The sequence below is a fragment of the Streptomyces violaceusniger Tu 4113 genome, assembly GCF_000147815.2.
GTDB classification, from domain to species: Bacteria; Actinomycetota; Actinomycetes; order Streptomycetales; family Streptomycetaceae; genus Streptomyces; species Streptomyces violaceusniger_A.
In genome coordinates this window covers 7606530-7627769 of sequence record NC_015957.1, presented here as the reverse complement: position 1 = coordinate 7627769, position 21240 = coordinate 7606530, and the positions used below count along the sequence as shown (strand labels likewise).

17 protein-coding genes are annotated in these 21240 nt (G+C 68.8%); 12 read left to right on the top strand and 5 right to left on the bottom strand.

Going from position 1 to position 21240, the window contains the following annotated elements; genetic code table 11:
* Positions 1–21: 21 nt before the first annotated feature.
* On the bottom strand, positions 22–816 hold the full coding sequence (locus tag STRVI_RS31030) for an MIP/aquaporin family protein (RefSeq protein ID WP_014059524.1): 795 nt from the start codon (positions 814–816) through the stop codon (positions 22–24).
* A gap of 276 nt (positions 817–1092) precedes the next feature.
* A complete protein-coding gene (locus tag STRVI_RS31025) occupies positions 1093–1857 on the bottom strand; it encodes an IclR family transcriptional regulator (RefSeq protein ID WP_014059523.1) in 765 nt (254 codons plus the stop codon).
* Positions 1858–2094: 237 nt separating this feature from the next.
* Here STRVI_RS31025 and metH point away from each other — a divergent pair, with 237 nt between their 5' ends.
* The 4 genes from metH (at position 2095) to STRVI_RS31005 (ending at position 10036) form a co-directional block, all read left to right on the top strand.
* Positions 2095–5601: a methionine synthase gene (gene metH, locus STRVI_RS31020; RefSeq protein WP_014059522.1), complete on the top strand. Its 3507-nt coding sequence runs from the start codon at positions 2095–2097 to the stop codon at positions 5599–5601.
* Between the two features lie 149 nt (positions 5602–5750).
* Positions 5751–6452, top strand: coding sequence for an HAD family hydrolase (locus STRVI_RS31015; protein WP_014059521.1), 702 nt, complete (start codon positions 5751–5753; stop codon positions 6450–6452).
* Positions 6453–6790: 338 nt separating this feature from the next.
* Positions 6791–8389, top strand: coding sequence for an ABC transporter substrate-binding protein (locus STRVI_RS31010; RefSeq protein ID WP_014059520.1), 1599 nt, complete (start codon positions 6791–6793; stop codon positions 8387–8389).
* Between the two features lie 51 nt (positions 8390–8440).
* Positions 8441–10036: an ABC transporter substrate-binding protein gene (locus tag STRVI_RS31005; protein WP_014059519.1), complete on the top strand. Its 1596-nt coding sequence runs from the start codon at positions 8441–8443 to the stop codon at positions 10034–10036.
* 111 nt (positions 10037–10147) lie between these two features.
* On the opposite strand, the gene STRVI_RS31000 is transcribed toward STRVI_RS31005, so the two are convergent.
* Both STRVI_RS31000 and STRVI_RS30995 read right to left on the bottom strand, forming a co-directional pair.
* A complete protein-coding gene (locus STRVI_RS31000; protein ID WP_009719179.1) occupies positions 10148–10819 on the bottom strand; it encodes a response regulator in 672 nt (223 codons plus the stop codon).
* Positions 10820–10832: 13 nt separating this feature from the next.
* On the bottom strand, positions 10833–11783 hold the full coding sequence (locus tag STRVI_RS30995) for a RecB family exonuclease (protein WP_014059518.1): 951 nt from the start codon (positions 11781–11783) through the stop codon (positions 10833–10835).
* Positions 11784–11866: 83 nt separating this feature from the next.
* Between STRVI_RS30995 and STRVI_RS30990 the strand changes: the two genes are divergently transcribed.
* From STRVI_RS30990 to STRVI_RS30980, 3 genes are all read left to right on the top strand, one after another.
* Positions 11867–13117, top strand: a complete 1251-nt coding sequence (locus tag STRVI_RS30990) for a site-2 protease family protein (RefSeq protein ID WP_014059517.1) — start codon at positions 11867–11869, stop codon at positions 13115–13117.
* 49 nt (positions 13118–13166) lie between these two features.
* Complete coding sequence (locus tag STRVI_RS30985; RefSeq protein WP_014059516.1) at positions 13167–14132, top strand: tRNA (adenine-N1)-methyltransferase; 966 nt, start codon at positions 13167–13169, stop codon at positions 14130–14132.
* 96 nt (positions 14133–14228) lie between these two features.
* Entirely contained in the window at positions 14229–14858 is a 630-nt protein-coding gene (locus STRVI_RS30980) for a hypothetical protein (RefSeq protein ID WP_014059515.1), read from the top strand.
* An 18-nt stretch (positions 14859–14876) separates the two neighbouring features.
* On the opposite strand, the gene STRVI_RS30975 is transcribed toward STRVI_RS30980, so the two are convergent.
* Positions 14877–15200: a ferredoxin gene (locus tag STRVI_RS30975; RefSeq protein ID WP_043236825.1), complete on the bottom strand. Its 324-nt coding sequence runs from the start codon at positions 15198–15200 to the stop codon at positions 14877–14879.
* 224 nt (positions 15201–15424) lie between these two features.
* On the opposite strand from STRVI_RS30975, the gene arc reads away from it, so the two are divergent.
* From arc to prcA, 5 genes are all read left to right on the top strand, one after another.
* Positions 15425–17191, top strand: a complete 1767-nt coding sequence (gene arc, locus STRVI_RS30970; protein WP_014059513.1) for a proteasome ATPase — start codon at positions 15425–15427, stop codon at positions 17189–17191.
* A 259-nt stretch (positions 17192–17450) separates the two neighbouring features.
* A complete protein-coding gene (gene dop / locus STRVI_RS30965; RefSeq protein WP_014059512.1) occupies positions 17451–18962 on the top strand; it encodes a depupylase/deamidase Dop in 1512 nt (503 codons plus the stop codon).
* 135 nt (positions 18963–19097) lie between these two features.
* Positions 19098–19316, top strand: a complete 219-nt coding sequence (locus STRVI_RS30960) for a ubiquitin-like protein Pup (protein ID WP_014059511.1) — start codon at positions 19098–19100, stop codon at positions 19314–19316.
* 109 nt (positions 19317–19425) lie between these two features.
* Complete coding sequence (prcB, locus tag STRVI_RS30955; protein ID WP_014059510.1) at positions 19426–20271, top strand: proteasome subunit beta; 846 nt, start codon at positions 19426–19428, stop codon at positions 20269–20271.
* A gap of 53 nt (positions 20272–20324) precedes the next feature.
* On the top strand, positions 20325–21098 hold the full coding sequence (prcA, locus tag STRVI_RS30950) for a proteasome subunit alpha (protein ID WP_014059509.1): 774 nt from the start codon (positions 20325–20327) through the stop codon (positions 21096–21098).
* Positions 21099–21240 lie beyond the last annotated feature (142 nt).

The window sequence follows — 21240 nt, the reverse complement described above, 5'->3', positions numbered from 1 at the left end:
TCCTGCGGGTGGTGGGGTGGGCTAGGCGAAGGCGATCTCGTAGATCCCGCCGGCGATGGCGCCGCCGATGAGCGGGCCGACGACCGGGATCCAGGCATAGCCCCAGTCCGAGCCGCCCTTGTTGGGCAGCGGCAGGAGGGCGTGGGCGATACGGGGACCGAGGTCACGCGCCGGGTTGATGGCGTAACCGGTCGGGCCGCCGAGCGAGAGGCCGATGCCGACCACCACGAAGGCGGTGATCATGATGCCGATGACGCCCAGGCCCTTGCCGTCGCCGTTGAGCCCCTGGGTGAGGATGGCGAGCACCAGCACGGCCGTGGCGATGATCTCGGTGGCCAGGTTCTGTGCGACGTTCCGGATCTCGGGGCCGGTGGAGAAGACGCCCAGCACCGGGCCGGCGTCGGTGGCCTGCTGCTTGTCCGCCGCCACCGTGTCCTGGGCGCCCGGGCCGCCGACGATCTCGCGGTCGGTGAGATGGGCGTGGAAGTGGCCGAGGTAGGCGAGCCACACCAGCGCCGCGCCGATCACCGCGCCGAGCATCTGCCCGAGGAAGTAGATGGGCACATCGCTCCACTCGATGCCGCCCTTGATGGCGAGGCCGAGCGTCACCGCCGGATTGAGATGGGCCCCCGAGAGAGGCGCCGAGATATACGCGCCGGTGAGCACGGCGAAGCCCCACCCGAGGGTGATGGCGACCCACCCGGCCTCGAACGCCTTGGATCGCTTCAAGATCACGCCGGCGACGACACCGCAGCCGAGCAGAATGAGTACGGCGGTACCGATGGTCTCGCCGATGAAGATGTCGGAGCTGGACACCCGCGACTCCTTTGTCCTTCGTCCAGGGGAAGGCGAACCCCCGGGTTCTCACCGGTGGTCCGCGCCCTCGTGGGAGGGCGTTGGTCGGCCCGCGGCGAGTCCACCATAGCGAATATTGTCGTCAGGTGTTCGACAATGCCGACCGATGAACGGCAGTTTTCTTCACGGCGAAGACCCCGTCAAGGGTCGTGTGAAGGAAAAATCGCGCGTATGTGAAACCGTGATGAAGCAGGTCATGCCGGGATATGGGGGCAGATCCGCGCGGGTCGCCACGATTCAGAAACGGAGGGCGCCCAGGTCCCGGGAGACGGCGCGGGCGCAGTCCCGTACGGCGGCCACGAGCTCCGAGCGCAGCTCCCCGTCGTCGCACACCCGCTCGACCGCGCCCGTGATCCCCACCGCGCCCACGGGCAGCCGGCGCCGGTCGTGGATGGGCGCCGCGACCGACGCCACGCCCTCCCAGGTCTCCTCCACATCGGAGGCCCAGCCGCGCGCCCGGATCAGGTCCAGCACGCCCTCGAACTCCCGCTCCCCGGTCACCGTGCGGGGGGTGAACGCCTTACGGTCGGCCTCGGTCACCTCGCTGTGGGCGACCGGGTCGTATGCGGAGAGCACCTTGCCCAGGGCCGTGGAGTGCAGCGGGTGCATCGCGCCGACCTCCAGCACCTGACGGCTGTCGTCCGGCCGGAAGACATGGTGGACGATCAGCACACCCTGCTGGTGCACCACGCCCAGGTACACGCTCTCGCCGCTGGAACGGGCCAGGTCGTCCGTCCACACCAGGGCCCGGGCGCGCAGCTCGTGCACGTCCAGATAGCTGTTGCCCAGGCGCAGCAGCTCCGCGCCGAGCTGATAGCGGCCGGAGGCCTCGTCCTGCTCGACGAAGCCCTCCTGCTGCAGCGTGCGCAATATGCCGTGCGCGGTGCCCTTGGCCAGCCCCAGAGTGGAGGCGATGTCGGACAGTCCCAGACGTCGCTCACCACCGGCGAGCAGGCGTAGCATCGCGGCGGCGCGCTCCAGCGACTGGATGTTCCGGGCCATCGCCAACCTCCTGACTGCGGTTCGACAATGCTGAACACTATCGGTCCATGTCGACCCCGCGGTACCGGAAGGCCATGTGTCGACGATCAAGGGCCCGCCGAGGGCCGGCCGGCCGCGCCCCATCCCGGCTGATGGAACGACCATCGTCAAATGACCACTGGCAGCTACCCTGGCGTGGTGCGCCGTCCCCAGGGAGGGCGCAAAGCCGACAGCCGTCGCACTCCAGGGAGCACATCCATGGCCTCGCATACGCCATCGTCCACATCCGCCGCCCGAGCCGAAGCGCTCCGCGAAGCACTGGCCACCCGCGTGGTGGTCGCCGACGGCGCGATGGGGACGATGCTCCAGGCGCAGGACCCCAGTCTCGACGACTTCCAGCAGCTCGAGGGCTGCAACGAGATCCTCAACGTCACCCGCCCGGATATCGTCCGCTCGGTCCACGCGGAGTACTACGCCGCCGGGGTGGACTGCGTCGAGACCAACACCTTCGGCGCCAACCACGCGGCGCTCGGTGAGTACGACATCCCCGACCGCGTCCACGAGCTCTCCGAGGCCGGCGCCCGGATCGCCCGTGAGGTCGCCGACGAGTTCGCCGCCGACGGACGCCAGCGCTGGGTGCTGGGCTCCATGGGCCCCGGCACCAAGCTGCCCACCCTCGGCCACGCCCCGTATGTCACCCTCCGCGACGCCTACCAGGCCAATGCCGAAGGCATGATCGCCGGTGGCGCCGACGCCCTCCTGGTGGAGACCACCCAGGACCTGCTGCAGACCAAGGCCGCGGTCCTCGGCGCCCGTCGCGCCCTGGACGCCACCGGTGTCAGCCTCCCCCTGATCTGCTCGGTCACCGTCGAGACCACCGGCACCATGCTGCTCGGCTCCGAGATCGGCGCGGCGCTCACCGCCCTCGAACCGCTCGGCATCGACATGATCGGCCTCAACTGCGCCACCGGCCCCGCCGAGATGAGCGAGCATCTGCGCCATCTCGCCCGCCACTCCCGTATCCCGCTGTCCTGCATGCCCAACGCCGGCCTTCCGGTGCTGGGCAAGGACGGCGCCCACTACCCCCTCAGCCCGGGCGAGCTGGCCGACGCCCAGGAGACCTTCGTCCGCGAGTACGGGCTCTCGCTGGTCGGCGGCTGCTGCGGCACCACGCCCGAGCATCTGCGCCAGGTCGTCGAGCGGGTCCGTGAAATGACCCCCACCGAGCGCTCCCCGCGCCCCGAGCCCGGCGCCGCCTCGCTCTACCAGACGGTGCCGTTCCGCCAGGACACCTCGTATCTGGCGATCGGTGAGCGCACCAACGCCAACGGCTCCAAGAAGTTCCGCGACGCCATGCTGGAGGCCCGCTGGGACGACTGTGTGGAGATCGCCCGGGAGCAGATCCGCGAGGGCGCCCATCTGCTCGACCTGTGCGTGGACTACGTCGGCCGGGACGGCGTCGCGGACATGGAGGAGCTGGCCGGGCGGTTCGCCACCGCCTCCACCCTCCCCCTCGTCCTGGACTCCACCGAGGTCGACGTCATCCGGGCCGGGCTGGAGAAGCTCGGCGGACGCGCGGTCATCAACTCCGTCAACTACGAGGACGGGGACGGCCCCGAGTCACGGTTCGCCAAGGTCACCCGCCTCGCCCAGGAGCACGGCGCCGCCCTGATCGCGCTGACCATCGACGAGGAGGGCCAGGCCCGTACGCCGGAGCACAAGGTGGAGATCGCCGAGCGGCTGATCGCCGACCTGACCGGCAACTGGGGCATCCACGAGTCGGACATCCTCATCGACACCCTGACCTTCACCATCTGCACCGGTCAGGAAGAGTCCCGTAAGGACGGCATCGCCACCATCGAGGCGATCCGCGAGCTCAAGCGGCGCCACCCGGACGTCCAGACCACGCTGGGCCTGTCGAACATCTCCTTCGGCCTCAACCCGGCCGCCCGGATCGTGCTCAACTCCGTCTTCCTCGACGAATGCGTCAAGGCGGGCCTGGACTCGGCGATCGTGCACGCCTCCAAGATCCTGCCGATCGCGCGGTTCGAGGAGGAGCAGGTCAAGACCGCCCTGGACCTGATCTACGACCGCCGCGCCGAGGGCTATGACCCGCTGCAGAAGCTGATGGGGCTCTTCGAGGGCGCCACCGCCAAGTCCCTCAAGGCGGGCAAGGCCGAGGAGCTGGCCGCGCTGCCCCTGGACGAGCGTCTCAAGCGGCGCATCATCGACGGTGAGCGCAACGGCCTGGAGGCCGACCTGGACGAGGCGCTCCAGGAGCGCCCCGCCCTGCAGATCGTCAACGAGACGCTGCTGGACGGCATGAAGGTGGTCGGCGAGCTCTTCGGCTCCGGCCAGATGCAGCTTCCGTTCGTGCTCCAGTCCGCCGAGGTCATGAAGACCGCGGTGGCGCATCTGGAGCCACACATGGAGAAGTCGGACGACGAGGGCAAGGGCACCATCGTGCTCGCCACCGTCCGCGGCGACGTCCATGACATTGGTAAGAACCTCGTGGACATCATCCTGTCCAACAACGGCTACAACGTGGTCAACCTGGGCATCAAGCAGCCGGTCTCCGCGATCCTGGAGGCCGCCGAGGAGCACCGCGCCGATGTGATCGGCATGTCCGGGCTGCTGGTGAAGTCCACAGTGATCATGAAGGAGAACCTGGAGGAGCTCAACCAGCGCAAGCTGGCCGCCCAGTTCCCCGTCATCCTCGGCGGCGCCGCCCTCACCCGCGCGTACGTCGAGCAGGATCTGCACGAGATCTACGAGGGCGAGGTGCGCTACGCCCGCGACGCCTTCGAGGGCCTGCGCCTCATGGACGCCCTGATCGCCGTCAAGCGCGGTGTGCCCGGCGCCGCGCTCCCCGAGCTCCGGCAGCGCCGCGTCCCCCAGCGCGCGGCCCAGGTGCGGGAGCCGGAGCCGGACGAGGGCCCGGCGCGCTCGGACGTGTCCACCGACAATCCCCTCCCCACCCCGCCCTTCTGGGGCACCCGCGTGGTCAAGGGCATCCAGCAGGCCGACTACGCCTCCTGGCTGGACGAGGGGGCGCTGTTCAAGGGCCAGTGGGGGCTCAAGCAGGCCCGCACCGGCGACGGGCCCGGCTACGAGGAGCTGGTGGAGAACGAGGGACGGCCCCGGCTGCGCGGCTGGCTGGACCGGCTGCACACCGGGAACCTGCTGGAGGCGGCCGTCGTCTACGGCTACTTCCCGTGCGTCTCCAAGGGCGACGACCTGGTCCTGCTGAACGAGGACGGCAGCGAGCGGACCCGCTTCACCTTCCCGCGCCAGCGCCGCGGCCGCCGGCTGTGTCTGGCCGACTTCTTCCGGCCCGAGGAGTCCGGTGAGACCGATGTCGTCGGGCTGCAGGTGGTGACCGTCGGCTCGAAGATCGGCGAGGCCACCGCCGAGCTGTTCGCCGCCGACTCCTACCGCGACTATCTGGAGCTGCACGGCCTCTCCGTCCAGCTCGCGGAGGCGCTGGCCGAGTACTGGCATGCGCGGGTCCGGGGCGAGCTGGGCTTCGCCGGTGAGGACCCGAGCGAGATGGAGGACATGTTCGCGCTGAAGTACCGCGGCGCGCGCTTCTCGCTGGGTTACGGCGCCTGCCCCGACCTGGAGGACCGCGCCAAGATCGCCGATCTGCTGCAGCCCGAGCGGATCGGGGTGAAGCTCTCGGAGGAGTTCCAGCTCCACCCCGAGCAGTCCACGGACGCCATCGTGATCCACCACCCGGAGGCCAAGTACTTCAACGCGCGGTAGTCCTCCGGCGGCGGTTCGTGACCGCCTTACGGTGCTCACGAGGCGCGTCGGCGCGACGCGACGTAGACTGGTCGATCCGGTAGAGGCCGGTCGCCTTCCCGCCAGTGGAAGGGGGCCGGCCTTCGTGCCCCTTATCCGGAGGTGTTTGGATGACCAGCAGCATCCCCGCCGTCGATACCCGTACGGCCGAAGGCTCGGCACTGCAAGCCGTTCTGCTCGACATGGACGGCACCCTGGTCGACACCGAGGGCATCTGGTGGGACGCGGAGGTCGCCATCTTCGCCGAGCTCGGTCACGCGCTCGCCGAGGAGTACCGCCAGGTCGTCGTCGGCGGCCCGATGTCGCGCAGCGCCCAGTTCCTGATCGAGGCCACCGGCGCCGAGATCGCCCTCGCCGAGCTCACCGGCCTGCTCAACAGCCGCTTCACCGAGCTGATCGACGGCAGTGTGCCGATGCTGCCCGGCGCCCGCCGGCTGCTCACCGAGCTGGCCGCGCAGTCCATCCCCACCGCCCTGGTCTCCGCCTCCCACCGGCGGGTCATGGACCGGGTCCTGCACTCGCTCGGCCCGGAGCACTTCGCCCTGACGGTCGCGGGCGACGAGGTCGAGCGGACCAAGCCGCATCCGGACCCGTATCTGTTCGCCGCGGCCGGACTGGCCGCCGAGCCGGGGCGGTGTGTGGTCATCGAGGACACCGACACGGGCGTACGGGCCGCGGAGGCGGCCGGGTGCCGGGTGGTCGCGGTGCCGTCCGTGGTGCCGATCGAGCCCGCCGCGGGGCGTACGGTCGTCGGTTCGCTCGAAGAAGTCGATCTTTCATTTCTGCGTACTCTGGTCACCGCAATGCACTGAACGCGCACCGAGCGTATTTCTGTAAATTGCAAACTGAATAGCGCGGGCGCACTTTTCACGTTCCGTTGGCGACAAGGGAACGTGATGTTTATCACTGCACATGTGGCGAGCGGATGGGGCGCTTCTCTGTCGCGCGTCCCGTCTGATGCGATTTGGGTGAACCCATGTGTCCGGATTAGTGGCATGCCATACGAATCGTGGCGGCGTCCGGATATCGGTCGATGGCCGCTCGTTATCGGGGCGTGATATCGCCTCAACTTCGTTGTGTCTGAGCATGGTCGGCGTCGCGGACTAATCTCGTCGCGAGTAGTTGATCGATGGCAGGGAGACTCCCGACAATGACGCGCAAGTCGCTGGTGCTGCCGGCTGTGGCCGGCCTCCTGATCTCCACGCTCGCCGCGTGCGGTGGTACCGACGGCTCGGGCTCGGACGGTGAGGCGATCGTCCTGGGCAGCACGGACCGCATAGAGGCGTCGAAAGCGGCGCCCGCTCCGCTGGACCCGGCCCTGGCCTACGACTTCGCCTCCTGGAGCGTGCTGCACAACGCCTTCCAGACGCTGATGAGACTGCCGCGCTCCGGCACCGAGCCGATACCCGACGCCGCCGAGAAGTGCGGCTTCCAGGACCGGCAGAGCGAGCAGTACCGCTGCACGCTGCGCAGCGGGCTGAAGTTCTCCAACGGTCACGACCTGACCTCCGAGGACGTCAAGTTCTCCCTCGAGCGCGTGCTGCGCATCGACGACCCCAACGGCACCAAGTCGCTGCTGTCCAACGTGGACAAGATCGAAACCCCCAGCGACCGCGAGATCGTCATCCACCTCTCGCAGCCGGACGCGACCTTCCCGTCCAAGCTCACCACTCCGGCCGCCGCGATCCTGGACAGCGAGGTCTACAAGCCGGACGCGCTGCGCAAGGGGTTCGAGATGACGGGCTCGGGCCCGTACTCCGCCAAGACCGAGGTGCGCGACAACCGGCTGGTCAAGGTCGTCTTCACCAAGAACTCCCACTACAAGGGCGATGTCCAGCTCAAGGCCGACAAGGCGGAGATGCGTTTCTACGACTCCGCCTCGACCATGGAGAAGGCCCTGGTCAAGGGCGACATCGACGTGGTCCACCGCGGCTTCTCGCCCGACCAGATCGACAAGCTCAACAAGGGCGACGTCAAGGGCGTGCGCCTCTTCGAGTCCTCCGGGCAGGGCATCCGCTATCTGGTCTTCAACACCTCGGACCCGGCGGTCAAAAACAAGGCGGTCCGGCAGGCCATCGCCCATCTCGTGGACCGCCAGGCGCTGGTGCGCGATGTGTACAAGCGGACCGCCGAGCCGCTCTACTCGATGATCCCCACCAGCATCTCCTCGCATATCAACTCGTTTCACAACGAGTACGGCGACCCGGACCCCGCGGTCGCCAAGAGCGTGCTGCGCGACGCCGGTATCAGCACCCCCGTGAAGCTCACGCTGACCTACACCACCGACCACTACGGTCCGGAGACGGCCGGGGAGTTCAAGGAGCTGAAGAAGCAGCTCAACCGCAGCGGCCTCTTCTCCGTCACGATCAAGGGCTACCCGTGGCGGGACTTCCGCCCCGCGCTCATCAAGCGCCAGTTCTCCGCCTCCGGGATGGGCTGGCTGCCCGACTTCCCGGACCCCGACAGCTACACCGCGCCGTTCCTCACCACGGACAACTTCCTCAACTCGCCCTACCGCAACAGCACCATCCAGGACGAGCTGCTCCCCAAGACCCGGCAGGAGGCCCAGCGCAGCCTCGCCGACAAGGACTTCCAGTCGATCCAGAACGCCGTCGCCAGCGACGTGCCCTATCTCCCGCTGTGGCAGGGCAACACCTATGTGGCCGCCCGCGAGAACGTCATCGGCGCCGAGTACGCCTTCGACTCCTCGACCATGCTCCAGCTCTGGGAGCTCGGCAAGGGCGACTGAGAACGACCCACGGGGGTCAGGGACGGAACGACGAAAGTGTGAGGAAGACCGTTGAGGAAACGTGATCAGTGGCTGGCAGCTCCCCTGGGCGCGGGACTGGCCGCCGCCCTGCTCACCGGATGCGGCAGTGAGGACGGCGACGCGGCGGGCGGCGGCGAGCACGTGGTCATGGGGATGTCGGACGAGGTGCTCGCCACCGACCCGGCATCCGGCTACGACCCGGGCTCCTGGCTGCTGTTCAACAACGTCTTCCAGTCCCTGCTGAGCTTCCCGAAGGGCAGCACCACACCGCAGCCGGAGGCGGCGGAGAAGTGCTCCTTCAAGGACAACGCCAGCCGGGTCTACTCCTGCACGCTGCAGAACGACCTGACGTTCTCAGGCGGTCATCCGCTCACGTCCGAGGACGTCAAGTTCTCCTTCGAGCGCACCAAGCGGATCAATGACGCGAACGGTCCGGCGCTGATGCTCACCTCCATCGGGAGCATCGACACCCCGGACAAGCGGACCGTCGTCTTCCATCTGAAGGACTCCGACGCGACCTTCCCGCAGAAGATCGCCTCCGGCGCCGGGTCCATCGTCGACCACCAGGAATACCCCGCCGACAAGCTGCGCACGGACCACAAGGCGGTCGGCTCCGGCGTCTACAAGCTGGACTCCTTCACCAAGGACGAGGCCGACTTCTCCGTCAACGGCGGCTACCGGGGGCCCGCCCGGCCGAAGAACTCCGGGCTGAACCTGAAGTTCTTCCACGGCGGGCAGGCGCGGCTGAAGTCCGCCGTGCAGAAGGGCGACGTGGACCTCGCCTACCGCGGGCTGGCCATGCGCGACCTCGCCGACCTCCAGGCGCAGAGCCTCGGCGGCGGCAAGAGCCTGAACGTGGTCGAGGGCACCGGCGCCGAGGTCCAGCACCTGGTCTTCAACATGAAGGACCCGGTGGCGGGCAAGCTCGGCGTGCGCAAGGCCATGGCGTACCTCATCGACCGCTCCACCCTGGTGCGGGATGTCTACAAGCGCACCGCCGAACCGCTGTACTCGGTGGTCCCGGCCGGGATCACCGGCCACAACACCGCCTTCTACGACAAGTACGGCGACCGCCCGCAGCCCGGGAAGGCCAAGCAGGCGCTGCGGGACGAGGGCATCTCCGGCAAGGTCAAGCTGACGCTGTGGGGCACCCCGATACGCTACGGCCCCGGCACCGTCCCGGGCCTGCGCCAGATCGCCGCGCAGCTCAACGCCAGCGGGCTGTTCGACGTCGATGTGAAGAGCGCGGACGTCGCCGCGTACGAGAAGGGCGTCGCCGGCGGGAAGTACGGCGTCTATGTGAAGGGCTGGGTGCCCGACTACCCGGACCCGGACAACTTCGTCGCCCCGTTCTTCGGCGCCGGCAATGTCCTGGCCAACCACTACACCTCGCCGCGGCTGTCCGCGCAGCTCATCCCCGCCACCGCCGAGCAGCCCAGCCGCGAGGCCACGGTCGGCGACTTCCAGCGGATCCAGGACATCGTCGCCGACGAGGTGCCGATGCTCCCGCTGTGGCAGGGCAAGCAGTACGCGGTGGCCCAGGACGACATCTCCGGGCTGCAGTGGACCCTCGACTCCTCGACGGTCTTCCGCTTCTGGGAGATCGGCAAGTCGTCCGGCGGCTGACGGGGACGGCGTCCTTACGGCGGTACGGCGGTACGGCGGTACGGCGGTACGGCAGGAGGCCCAGGGCGCGCGCCCCGGGCCTCCCGCCGTACCACCACCGTCCCGGTGCCGCTACTGCGCGCCGGGGCGGACCAGGCCGCTCTCGTAGGCGTACACGGCGGCCTGCACCCGGTCGCGCAGCCCCAGCTTGGTCAGCACATGGCCCACATGCGTCTTGACCGTGGTCTCGCTGACGAACAGATCCGCGGCGATCTCCGCGTTGGACAGCCCCCGGGCCACCAGCTTCAGCACCTCGACCTCGCGCTCGGTCAGGGTGTGCAGGGTGTCCGGCACCGGCTCCTCGCCCGAGGGGAGATGCCCGGCGTACTTGTCGAGCAGCCTGCGGGTGATGCTGGGCGCCAGCATCGCCTCGCCCGCCGCCACCACGCGGATGGCCTGCACCAGCTCGGTGGCGGGCGCGTCCTTCAGCAGAAAGCCGCTGGCCCCGGCGCGCAGCGCCTCCACCACGTACTCGTCCAGGTCGAAGGTGGTCAGCACCAGCACCTTGGCCGGGCCGTCCCGCCCCGGACCGGTGATCTGGCGGGTCGCCTCCACGCCGTCCATCCGCGGCATCCGGATGTCCATCAGGACCACATCGGGCTGCAGCGCCCGCACCTGGTCGAGGGCCTGCAGACCGTCCCCTGCCTCGCCGACGACCGCCAGATCCTGCTCCGCCTCGAGGATCATCCGGAAGCCGGTGCGCAGCAGCGGTTGGTCATCGACCAGTAGGACGCGGATCGCCACGGGAACTCCTTCGCTAGACCGCGTCCATTCTGCCGGACTGGCGGTCCACGACCGCCAGCGGATACGGCGGCGGCGTACCCCCGAACTCCGGACAGTGCGCCTGGTGATCGCACCAGCCGCACAACCTGGTCTGGCGGGGTACGAACGCACCGGTCTCCGTGGCCAGCCGGATCGCCTCCCACAGGGCCAGCACCTTGCGCTCCACCGCCCGCAGCTCCCGCTCGTCCGGGTCGTACGTCAGCACATCGCCGCTGCCCAGATAGACCAGCTGCAGCCGCCGCGGGATGACCCCGCGCAGCCGCCACAGCACCAGCGCGTAGAACTTCATCTGGAACAGGGCCTCGCCCGCGTACTGCGGCGCGGGGGCCTTGCCGGTCTTGTAGTCCACGATCCGCACATCACCCGTGGGAGCGATGTCGATCCGGTCGATGATTCCGCGCAGCCGCAGCCCGGATTCGAGCTCCGTCTCCACGAACAGCTCCCGCTCCGCGGGCTCCAGACGCGTCGGGTCCTCCAGCGAGAACCACTGGTCCACCAGCGCCTGAGCCCCCGTCAGCCACTCGGCCAGCCGGTCCGGCGCCGGAGCGCCGTCCTCCTCCTGGAACAGCTCCGCCAGCTCAGGCTTGGCCGCCAGCAGCCGATCCCACTCGCCCGGCACCATCGCCCGGGCCCGCGGCGAGGTGCGCTCGGCGGCCGGGGCGTCGAAGAGCCGCTCCAGCACCGCGTGGACCACCGTGCCGCGGGTGGCCGCCGCGCTGGGCTTCTCCGGCAATTTGTCGATCACTCGGAAGCGGTACAGCAGCGGGCACCGCATGAAATCGGCCGCCCGTGACGGTGACAACGAGGCGGCGCGGCCGGACTTCGGCGGCCCGTCCGACGGTTCGGCCTTCCCGGTGGTGGTTCCCGTGGTGGTTCCCATGGCGAAGACCCTACGACCCGCCACTGACAGCCGGACGCATACCATCGACGTCCGAGCCCCTCGCACTGCATGATCGTGGGGACCGTATCAAAAGAGGGGTGCGACCGAGCATCCGACGAGGGGACACCGTGGACAACAGCGGGCAGCGGCAGTCCGACAACGGGGAATCGGACCGCACGACCGAGCCCGAGGGCGGTAAACAGCCGCGCCCACGCGAGGCGGGCGGCGGCATTCTCATGGGCCGCCCGTTCGGCGTGCCCGTGTACGTCTCGCCCAGCTGGTTCCTGGTCGCCGCCCTCATCACCTGGGTCTTCGGCGGTCAGCTCGACCGGGTGCTGCCCGAGCTCGGGGCCGCCCGCTATCTGGTCTCGCTCTTCTTCGCGGTGGCCTTCTATGCCTCGGTGCTGGTGCACGAGCTCGCCCACACCGTGGCCGCGCTCCGCTTCAAGCTGCCGGTGCGCCGGATCCAGCTCCAGTTCTTCGGCGGTGTCTCGGAGATCGAGAAGGAGACCGAGACCCCCGGCCGGGAGTTCGTGCTCGCCTTCGTCGGCCCGCTGCTCTCCCTGGTCCTCTCGGGCGTGTTCTACCTGGGCATGCTGGTCGTGGAGCCCGGCACGGTGCCCGGGGTGCTGATCGGCGGGCTGATGATCTCCAACCTGATCGTGGCCGCGTTCAATCTGCTGCCGGGGCTGCCGCTGGACGGCGGGCGGATGCTGCGCGCCGTCGTCTGGAAGATCAGCGGCAGGCCGATGACCGGTACCGTCGCCGCCGCCTGGAGCGGCCGCGCGCTCGCCGTCGCGGTGCTCGTCGGCCTGCCGCTGCTGACCCAGGCGGGCGGGCTCGGCGACGAGCCCCAGAGCTTCGGCAGCGTCGATTCGCTCACCGACGCGTTGCTGGCCGCCATAATGGCCGCCATCATCTGGACCGGCGCGGGCAACAGCCTGCGGATGGCCCGGCTGCGGGAGCGGCTGCCGGACCTGCGCGCTCGTACGCTCACCCGGCGCGCCGTCCCCGTGGCGGCCGACACCCCGCTCTCGGAGGCGCTGCGCCGGGCGAACGAGGCCGGGGCCCGCGCCCTGGTCGTGGTGGACGGCCACGGCACCCCGACCGCCGTGGTGCGCGAGGCCGCCATCGTGGGGATCCCCGAGCACCGCCGCCCCTGGGTCGCGGTCAGCGGTCTCGCCCAGGATCTCAAGGACGGTATGCGGGTCTCCGCCGAGCTCACCGGCGAGGAACTGCTGGACACCCTGCGGGCCACCCCCGCCACCGAGTACCTGGTGGTGGAGGAGAGCGGCGAGATCTACGGGGTGCTCTCCACGGCCGACGTCGAGCGCGCCTTCGTGGCGGCCATGGCCAGGACGCCCGCGGGCCCCTCCTGAGGACCCCGGTGTGGTCCGGGCAGGGTGAAGTGCCCGGTAGGCTGTTCACATGTCCGAACCGACCGGTGCCGCCCGCCGTCGCGGGCCCTTCCAGGTCGGGGACCAGGTCCAGCTCACCGACCCCAAGGGACGCCACTACACCTTCACGCTCGAGGCCGGGAAGAACTTCCACACCCACAAGGGATCCTTCCCCCATGACGAGCTGATCGGTGCCCCAGAGGGAACCGTCGTGCGTACCACGGGAAACGTCGCGTATCTCGCGCTGCGCCCCCTGCTCCCCGACTATGTCCTGTCCATGCCACGCGGTGCCGCCGTGGTCTACCCCAAGGACGCGGGGCAGATCCTGGCGATGGCCGACATCTTCCCCGGCGCACGTGTCGTCGAGGCGGGCGTCGGCTCCGGCTCGCTCTCCATGTTTCTGCTGCGGGCCATCGGCGACCAGGGCATGCTGCACTCCTACGAGCGCCGGGCCGACTTCGCCGAGATCGCCGCCCAGAACGTCGAGCGCTACTTCGGCGCCCCGCACCCCGCCTGGCGGCTCACCGTCGGCGACCTCCAGGACAACCTCAGCGACACCGAGGTGGACCGCGTGATCCTGGACATGCTCGCCCCCTGGGAGTGCCTGGAGCCGGTGTCCAAGGCGCTCGTTCCCGGCGGCATCCTGTGCGCGTACGTCGCCACCACCACCCAGCTCGCCCGCACCGTGGAGTGCATCCGCGAGCACGGCACCTTCAACGAGCCGTCGGCCTGGGAGACCATGGTCCGCACCTGGCATGTCGAGGGCCTGGCCGTACGGCCCGACCACCGCATGATCGGCCACACCGGCTTCCTGCTCACCGCCCGCCGGCTCGCGGACGGTGTGGAGCCCCCGATGCGCCGCCGCCGGCCCGCCAAGGGCGCCTACGGCGAGGACTACGTGGGCTGGGGAACCGCGAAGGACACCGGAGCCGCCGACGCCTCGGGAGGCGGCCGGAGTGCTTCCGGCGGCCAGGACACCCCGTCCGGCGACGCCTGACGGCCGCCTGACGGACACCGGCACCACAACGGCTCGGCGCGGCCACCGAATTCCCTGTGCGAGGGCGGTGGCCGCGCCCCTGTGAGATGTGGCACGATGCGGGGCATCTCCCGCCTCAGCCCTTACCTGGAGTCATCCCGCGTGCAGCCTCTGGGCCCGGATCTCGCGCACACCCATCCCCGTCCGGTGCACTGGGTCGCGACCGCGGCCGCCGTGGCCGCCGTCATCGCCGGGGGGTCGTTCTTCCAGCCCTCCGACGCCAAGGCCACCACGTCCACCGCCGCCTCCGCCCCGCGTGCCGGGGGGCTTCCGGCGGCCAAGGCCCCCGATCCCCGCGCCGCGGACTATCCGATGGACTGCGGGCGGGCCAGGCCCGATGTCATCGACCGGGCCTCGGCGGACCTGGACGGCGACGGGCGGCCGGAGACAGCCGTCGTGGTGCGCTGCGCGACGGCGTTCGGCACCCCGCCCAGTGGCGTGTATGTGCTCTCCCAGCCGGCCCGCGCGGGCGCCGCGCCCCGCGTGGTGGCCACGTTTGTGGACCCGAAGGAAGGGATGAGCGTCACCGATTTCGCGGTGCGCGGAAAGACGGTTTCGGCCACCTTGCTCGGATACTCGTCGGCCAAGGTGCCGCGGTGCTGTCCGGATCAGCAGCGCAAGGTCAACTGGCGGTGGCGGGACGGCAGGTTCGTCCTGAAGGCGCTGCCGGTCCCGGGGAGTGTGTGATCGGTTACTCGCGGAGTGTCACTCCGCGTCGGGGCCGTAGACCTCGATCCGGTCCGTGACGCGGCGTACATGGATGCAGTCGCCGGGGCACTCCTTGGCGGAATCCTTGACCTCGGTGAGCAGGGTCAGGGGGACCGGAGTGGTGGCACCCTTCTCCTGTAGCAGCTCATCGTCGGCGCTCTTGACGTACGCTAGACCGTCAATGTCGAGTTCGAAGACCTCGGGAGCGTACTGGGCGCAGATGCCGTCGCCGGTGCACAGGTCCTGGTCAATCCACACTTCAAGATCGCCGAGCTCCTCGTTCCGCACGGTGTGCCCCCTGCTGTTCCTTCGATACGCCATTCAACAGTGTCTAAATATCGCCAGCCCTGACGGGTGTTGACGACCTCGACGATACAACCGGTCGCTTTCCGATGTTGTTGGGTGGGTATTCGGCTGGTGTGAGGGAGTGCGCAAGGGTGAAGATCGGACACACGCCGACCGGGTTTGTGATCTAGGGGTTTCAACCCGCACCGGCCCAGGTAGGGTCAGGAAGCGTCCAGCTCCCCTTGGAGGAGGTGAGGACCGTGGCAGCCCACGACGACGACATCAACCGCGGCATCCGGCCCGGGCGGGGGTCTGACGACCCTGCCGGCCAGGTTGCCTATCTCGAGCAGGAAATCGCCGTCCTGCGCCGCAAGCTCGCCGACTCTCCGCGTCATACGAGGATTCTCGAAGAGCGGATCGTCGAGCTGCAGACCAATCTGGCGGGAGTCTCCGCACAGAATGAGCGGCTCGCGAACACACTCCGTGAGGCCCGCGACCAGATCGTGGCCCTCAAGGAGGAGGTCGACCGGCTTGCCCAGCCGCCGGCCGGTTTCGGAGCCTTTCTGCAGGCGAACGAGGACGGTACGGCCGACATCTTCACCGGGGGCCGTAAACTCCGGGTGAATGTCAGCCCAAGCGTCGAGCTCGACGATCTCAAGCGCGGCCAGGAGGTCATGCTCAACGAGGCGCTCAATGTGGTCGAGGCCATGGAGTTCGAGCGCGCCGGGGACATCGTCACCCTCAAGGAGATCCTTGAGGACGGCGAGCGCGCCCTGGTGATCGGGCACACCGACGAGGAGCGGGTGGTGCGGCTGGCAGAGCCGCTGCTGCACACCACCATCCGCCCCGGTGACGCCCTGCTGCTCGAGTCCCGGTCCGGCTATGTCTACGAGGTCGTTCCGAAGAGCGAGGTCGAGGAGCTCGTCCTCGAAGAGGTTCCGGACATCGACTACACAAAGATCGGCGGTCTGGGAAACCAGATCGAGCTGATCCGCGACGCGGTCGAGCTCCCCTACCTCTACCCCGACCTCTTCAAGGAGCACGAACTGCGGCCGCCCAAGGGTGTGCTGCTGTACGGCCCGCCCGGCTGCGGCAAGACGCTGATCGCCAAGGCCGTGGCCAACTCCCTTGCCAAGAAGGTCGCCGAGGTGACCGGCAAGCCCGCGGGGAAGAGCTTCTTCCTCAACATCAAGGGTCCCGAGCTGCTCAACAAGTACGTCGGTGAGACGGAGCGGCACATCCGGCTGGTCTTCCAGCGGGCTCGGGAGAAGGCCAGCGAGGGCACGCCCGTCATCGTCTTCTTCGATGAGATGGACTCCCTCTTCCGCACCCGTGGCTCCGGGGTCAGCTCGGACGTGGAGAACACCATCGTCCCCCAGCTGCTCTCCGAGATCGACGGTGTGGAGGGCCTGGAGAACGTGATCGTGATCGGTGCCTCCAACCGTGAGGACATGATCGACCCGGCGATCCTGCGCCCCGGCCGCCTCGATGTGAAGATCAAGATCGAGCGTCCGGACGCCGAGGCCGCCAAGGACATCTTCTCGAAGTACCTGACGGAGTCCCTGCCGATCCACACGGACGACCTCACCGAGCACGGCCAGTCGCCCAAGGCCGCGATCGGCGGAATGATCCAGTCGGTGGTCGAGCAGATGTACACCGAGTCCGAGGAGAACCGCTTCCTGGAGGTCACCTACGCCAATGGCGACAAGGAAGTCCTCTACTTCAAGGACTTCAACTCCGGCGCCATGATCCAGAACATTGTGGACCGCGCCAAGAAGATGGCGATCAAGGACTTCCTGGACCACAGCCAGAAGGGCCTTCGCGTCTCCCATCTGCTCGCCGCCTGCGTGGACGAGTTCAAGGAGAACGAGGACCTGCCGAACACCACGAACCCGGACGACTGGGCCCGGATCTCCGGCAAGAAGGGCGAGCGGATCGTCTACATCCGCACCCTGGTCACCGGAAAGCAGGGCGCGGACACGGGACGCTCCATCGACACGGTGGCGAACACTGGTCAGTACCTGTAACACCGCAGTCCGGCTGCGGATGTCCTGGACGGGGCATCCGCAGCCGGATGCGCTTTTCGGACCGCATTCCTCGTATGAGTCCTACGAGCCCGACCGGAGCAATGACTGAAATGATCTCCGCAGCACCGCTTGGCCGTTCTAGGCTCTTCGGTACCGCACGATCGCGGCACGGGGGATCGGGGGCCGCATATGGACCGGGAGCGCAGCGGTACTTGAGCGCCGACCCCAGCCGGGGGCGGCGCCGGGCAAGGAGGGCCGCATGACCGTACGGCGCGTAATGGGTATCGAGACGGAGTACGGGATCTCCGTCCCCGGGCACCCGAACGCCAATGCCATGCTCACCTCGTCCCAGGTCGTCAACGCCTACGCGGCGGCGATGCACCGGGCGCGTCGCGCCCGCTGGGACTTCGAGGAGGAGAACCCGCTGCGGGACGCCCGCGGCTTCGACCTCGCGCGCGATTCCGCAGACTCCAGCCAGCTCACGGACGAGGACATCGGCCTGGCCAATGTGATCCTCACCAACGGCGCACGGCTCTATGTGGACCACGCCCACCCCGAGTACTCGGCCCCCGAGGTCACCAACCCCCGGGACGCGGTGCTCTGGGACAAGGCGGGCGAGCGCATCATGGCCGAGGCCGCGCTGCGCGCCGCCGAGCTGCCCGGCGGCCAGCTCATTCACCTCTACAAGAACAACACCGACAACAAGGGCGCCTCCTACGGCACGCATGAGAACTACCTGATGAAGCGGGAGACCGCCTTCTCGGACATCGTGCGTCACCTGACGCCCTTCTTCGTCTCCCGCCAGGTCGTCACCGGCGCCGGCCGCGTCGGCATCGGCCAGGACGGCCATGAGCACGGCTTCCAGATCAGCCAGCGGGCCGACTACTTCGAGGTCGAGGTCGGCCTGGAGACCACGCTCAAGCGCCCGATCATCAACACCCGCGACGAGCCGCACGCCGACGCCGAGAAGTACCGCCGGCTCCACGTGATCATCGGGGACGCCAACCTCTCCGAGCTCTCGACCTACCTCAAGCTGGGCACCACCGCCCTGGTGCTGTCGATGATCGAGGACGGCTTCATCGCCGTGGACCTCGCGGTGGACCAGCCGGTGCGTACCCTGCACCAGGTCTCGCACGACCCGACGCTGCGCCGTCTGATCACCCTGCGCAGCGGCCGGACGCTGACCGCGGTGCAGCTCCAGATGGAGTACTTCGAGCTCGCCCGCAAATACGTCGAGGACCGCTACGGAGCGGACGCCGACGAGCAGACCCGGGACGTCCTGACCCGCTGGGAGGACGTGCTGAACCGGCTGGAGCGCGATCCCATGAGCCTGTCCGGCGAGCTGGACTGGATCGCCAAGCGGGAGCTGCTGGAGGGCTACCGCCGCCGTGACACCCTGGAATGGGACGCGGCCCGGCTCCACCTGGTGGACCTGCAGTACGCCGACGTGCGCCCCGACAAGGGCCTGTACAACCGGCTGGCGGCGCGCGGCAAGATGAAGCGGCTGCTGGACGACCAGGAGGTCGCCCGCGCCCAGAACAAGCCCCCGGAGGACACCCGCGCCTACTTCCGCGGCCGCTGCCTGGAGCAGTACGCGGACGACGTCGCCGCGGCCTCCTGGGACTCGGTGATCTTCGATCTGCCGGGCCGTGACTCTCTGCAACGGGTCCCCACGCTGGAGCCGCTGCGCGGCACCCGCAACCACGTCAAGGAACTGCTGGACCGCTGCCGCACGGCCGAGGACCTGGTCCGGGTGCTGTCCGGCGGCTGAAATGCCCTTGAGCCGGGAATCATCGAGGTGGCCTCCGTACGTTGTAGCAAGTGGGAGGCCGATGTCGGACCCGGCTTGTAGGGTCTGATCTTGAGACCGATCGAATCAGCGGGCGAACCGAGCGGGGTGAGGGATATGGCGACCAAGGACACCGGCGGCGGTCAGCAGAAGGCGTCGCGCTCGACCGAAGAGGTCGAGGAGCAGGCGGAGGACGCGCAGGCCGCGGACGACCTGAAGGAGCGGCAGGAGAAGCTCTCCGACGACGTCGACTCCGTGCTGGACGAGATCGACGACGTGCTCGAGGAGAACGCGGAGGACTTCGTGAGGTCGTTCGTCCAGAAGGGCGGGCAGTAAAGCGCGTCTCCTCCGTCCTGCGTCCCCGCGAAGGAGGCGCAGGACGGATGACTTCCATGGCCAGGGGTATGGTCCGTGCAGTATTTCAAGATCTGGTGGAAGGAAACGTGTGGAAGCCAACACTCGTAGCACAGGGCGTCTGCCGGCTGCCTTCCTGACGCCCGGCTCCTCATCGTTCATGGACTTCCTGGGCGAGCGCTCGCCCGAGCTGCTTCCGGGGAACCGTCCGCTGCCCCCGGTGCAGGGCGCCATCGAGGCCCCCCACGGCACCACCATCGTGGCGGTGAGCTTCCCCGGCGGTGTGGTGCTCGCCGGTGACCGCCGCGCCACCATGGGCAATGTCATCGCGCAGCGTGACATCGAGAAGGTCTTCCCCGCCGACGAGTATTCGGCCGTCGGGATCGCGGGGACCGCCGGTATCGCCGTGGAGATGGTCAAGCTCTTCCAGCTCGAGCTGGAGCACTTCGAGAAGGTCGAGGGCACCGTTCTCTCACTCGAAGGCAAGGCGAACAGGCTGTCGACCATGATCCGCGGCAACCTCGGCATGGCGATGCAGGGCCTCGCCGTGGTCCCGCTCTTCGCGGGGTGGGACGTCGACCGGGAGAAGGGCCGCATCTTCTCCTACGACGTGACCGGGGGGCGTTCGGAGGAGCGCGGCTTCGCCGCCACCGGCTCGGGCTCGATGTTCGCCCGGGGCGCGCTCAAGAAGCTCTATCGCCAGGATTTGACCGAGGAGCAGGCCGCCACCGCCGTGCTCCAGGCGCTCTATGACGCCGCCGACGAGGATTCGGCCACCGGAGGGCCGGATCTCGCCCGCCGTATTTACCCGATCATCACCTCCATCACCGAGGACGGTTTCAAGAGGTTCGGCGAGGACGAGGTGTCCGAGCTCGCCCGTGCCATCCATGAACGGCGCCTCGAAGAGCCGGACGGCCCCCGCGCCGCCCTTCTCTGAGAGGACGGTCCAGCCGGAATGCATTCGCCATTGACAGAAGGGACGGACAGCCGGTGACGACGCCGTTCTATGTTTCTCCTCAGCAGGCCATGGCCGACCGCGCCGAGTACGCCCGTAAGGGCATCGCACGCGGCCGCAGCGTGGTCGTGCTGCAGTACGCCGACGGCATCGTCTTCGTTGCGGAGAACCCGTCCCGCGCGCTGCACAAGGTCAGCGAGATCTATGACCGGATCGCCTTCGCGGCGGTCGGTAAGTACAACGAATTCGAGAATCTGCGCATCGGCGGTGTCCGTTACGCCGATCTGCGTGGCTATACCTATGACCGTGAGGATGTCACGGCCCGCGGGCTGGCGAATGTCTACGCACAGACCCTGGGCACGATCTTCTCCAGCGCCGCCGAGAAGCCGTACGAGGTCGAGCTGATCGTCGCCGAGGTCGGGGAGGGCCCCGAGGACGACCAGATCTACCGCCTTCCGCACGACGGCTCCATCGTGGACGAGCACGGCTCGGTCGCCGTCGGTGGCAACGCCGACCAGATCAGCAGCTATCTCGACCAGCGTCACCGGGACGGCATGACCCTCGCCGAGGCCCTCAAGCTGGCTGTCGACTCGCTCTCCCGCGACAACAACGGCGGGGAGCGCAGCCTCACCGCCGAGCAGCTCGAGGTGGCGGTCCTGGACCGCCACCGGCCCCAGAAGCGCAAGTTCAAGCGCGTCCTGGGCGGCCAGCTCTCCCGGCTCCTGGAGTCGGGAGAGGGCGCGGCGGACTCGGAGGAGTCGTCCGACTCCGAGGGGGCCGAGGAGTCCACCTCGGAGTCCGAGGACTGACCCGGCCCCTGCCGTTCGTTTCTCCGTATCGCCGCCGCCCCGGGCCCACCCGGGGCGGCGGCGACGTTGCGTAGGGGGCCGCACGGGGCGGGTCGACGAGCCCACACGGCCCCCGCACCCAGGCCGCACGACGGGCGGAGCG

What these genes read in the sequence shown, in the direction of transcription:
- STRVI_RS31025 (WP_014059523.1), bottom strand. Translation starts at nt 1,857, where the DNA reads ATGGCCCGGAACATCCAGTCGCTGGAGCGCGCCGCCGCGATGCTACGC.
- metH (WP_014059522.1), top strand. Translation starts at nt 2,095, where the DNA reads ATGGCCTCGCATACGCCATCGTCCACATCCGCCGCCCGAGCCGAAGCG.
- STRVI_RS31015 (WP_014059521.1), top strand. Translation starts at nt 5,751, where the DNA reads ATGACCAGCAGCATCCCCGCCGTCGATACCCGTACGGCCGAAGGCTCG.
- STRVI_RS31010 (WP_014059520.1), top strand. Translation starts at nt 6,791, where the DNA reads ATGACGCGCAAGTCGCTGGTGCTGCCGGCTGTGGCCGGCCTCCTGATC.
- STRVI_RS30995 (WP_014059518.1), bottom strand. Translation starts at nt 11,783, where the DNA reads ATGGTATGCGTCCGGCTGTCAGTGGCGGGTCGTAGGGTCTTCGCCATG.
- STRVI_RS30985 (WP_014059516.1), top strand. Translation starts at nt 13,167, where the DNA reads ATGTCCGAACCGACCGGTGCCGCCCGCCGTCGCGGGCCCTTCCAGGTC.
- STRVI_RS30980 (WP_014059515.1), top strand. Translation starts at nt 14,229, where the DNA reads ATGCGGGGCATCTCCCGCCTCAGCCCTTACCTGGAGTCATCCCGCGTG.
- STRVI_RS30975 (WP_043236825.1), bottom strand. Translation starts at nt 15,200, where the DNA reads ATGGCGTATCGAAGGAACAGCAGGGGGCACACCGTGCGGAACGAGGAG.
- dop (WP_014059512.1), top strand. Translation starts at nt 17,451, where the DNA reads ATGACCGTACGGCGCGTAATGGGTATCGAGACGGAGTACGGGATCTCC.
- STRVI_RS30960 (WP_014059511.1), top strand. Translation starts at nt 19,098, where the DNA reads ATGGCGACCAAGGACACCGGCGGCGGTCAGCAGAAGGCGTCGCGCTCG.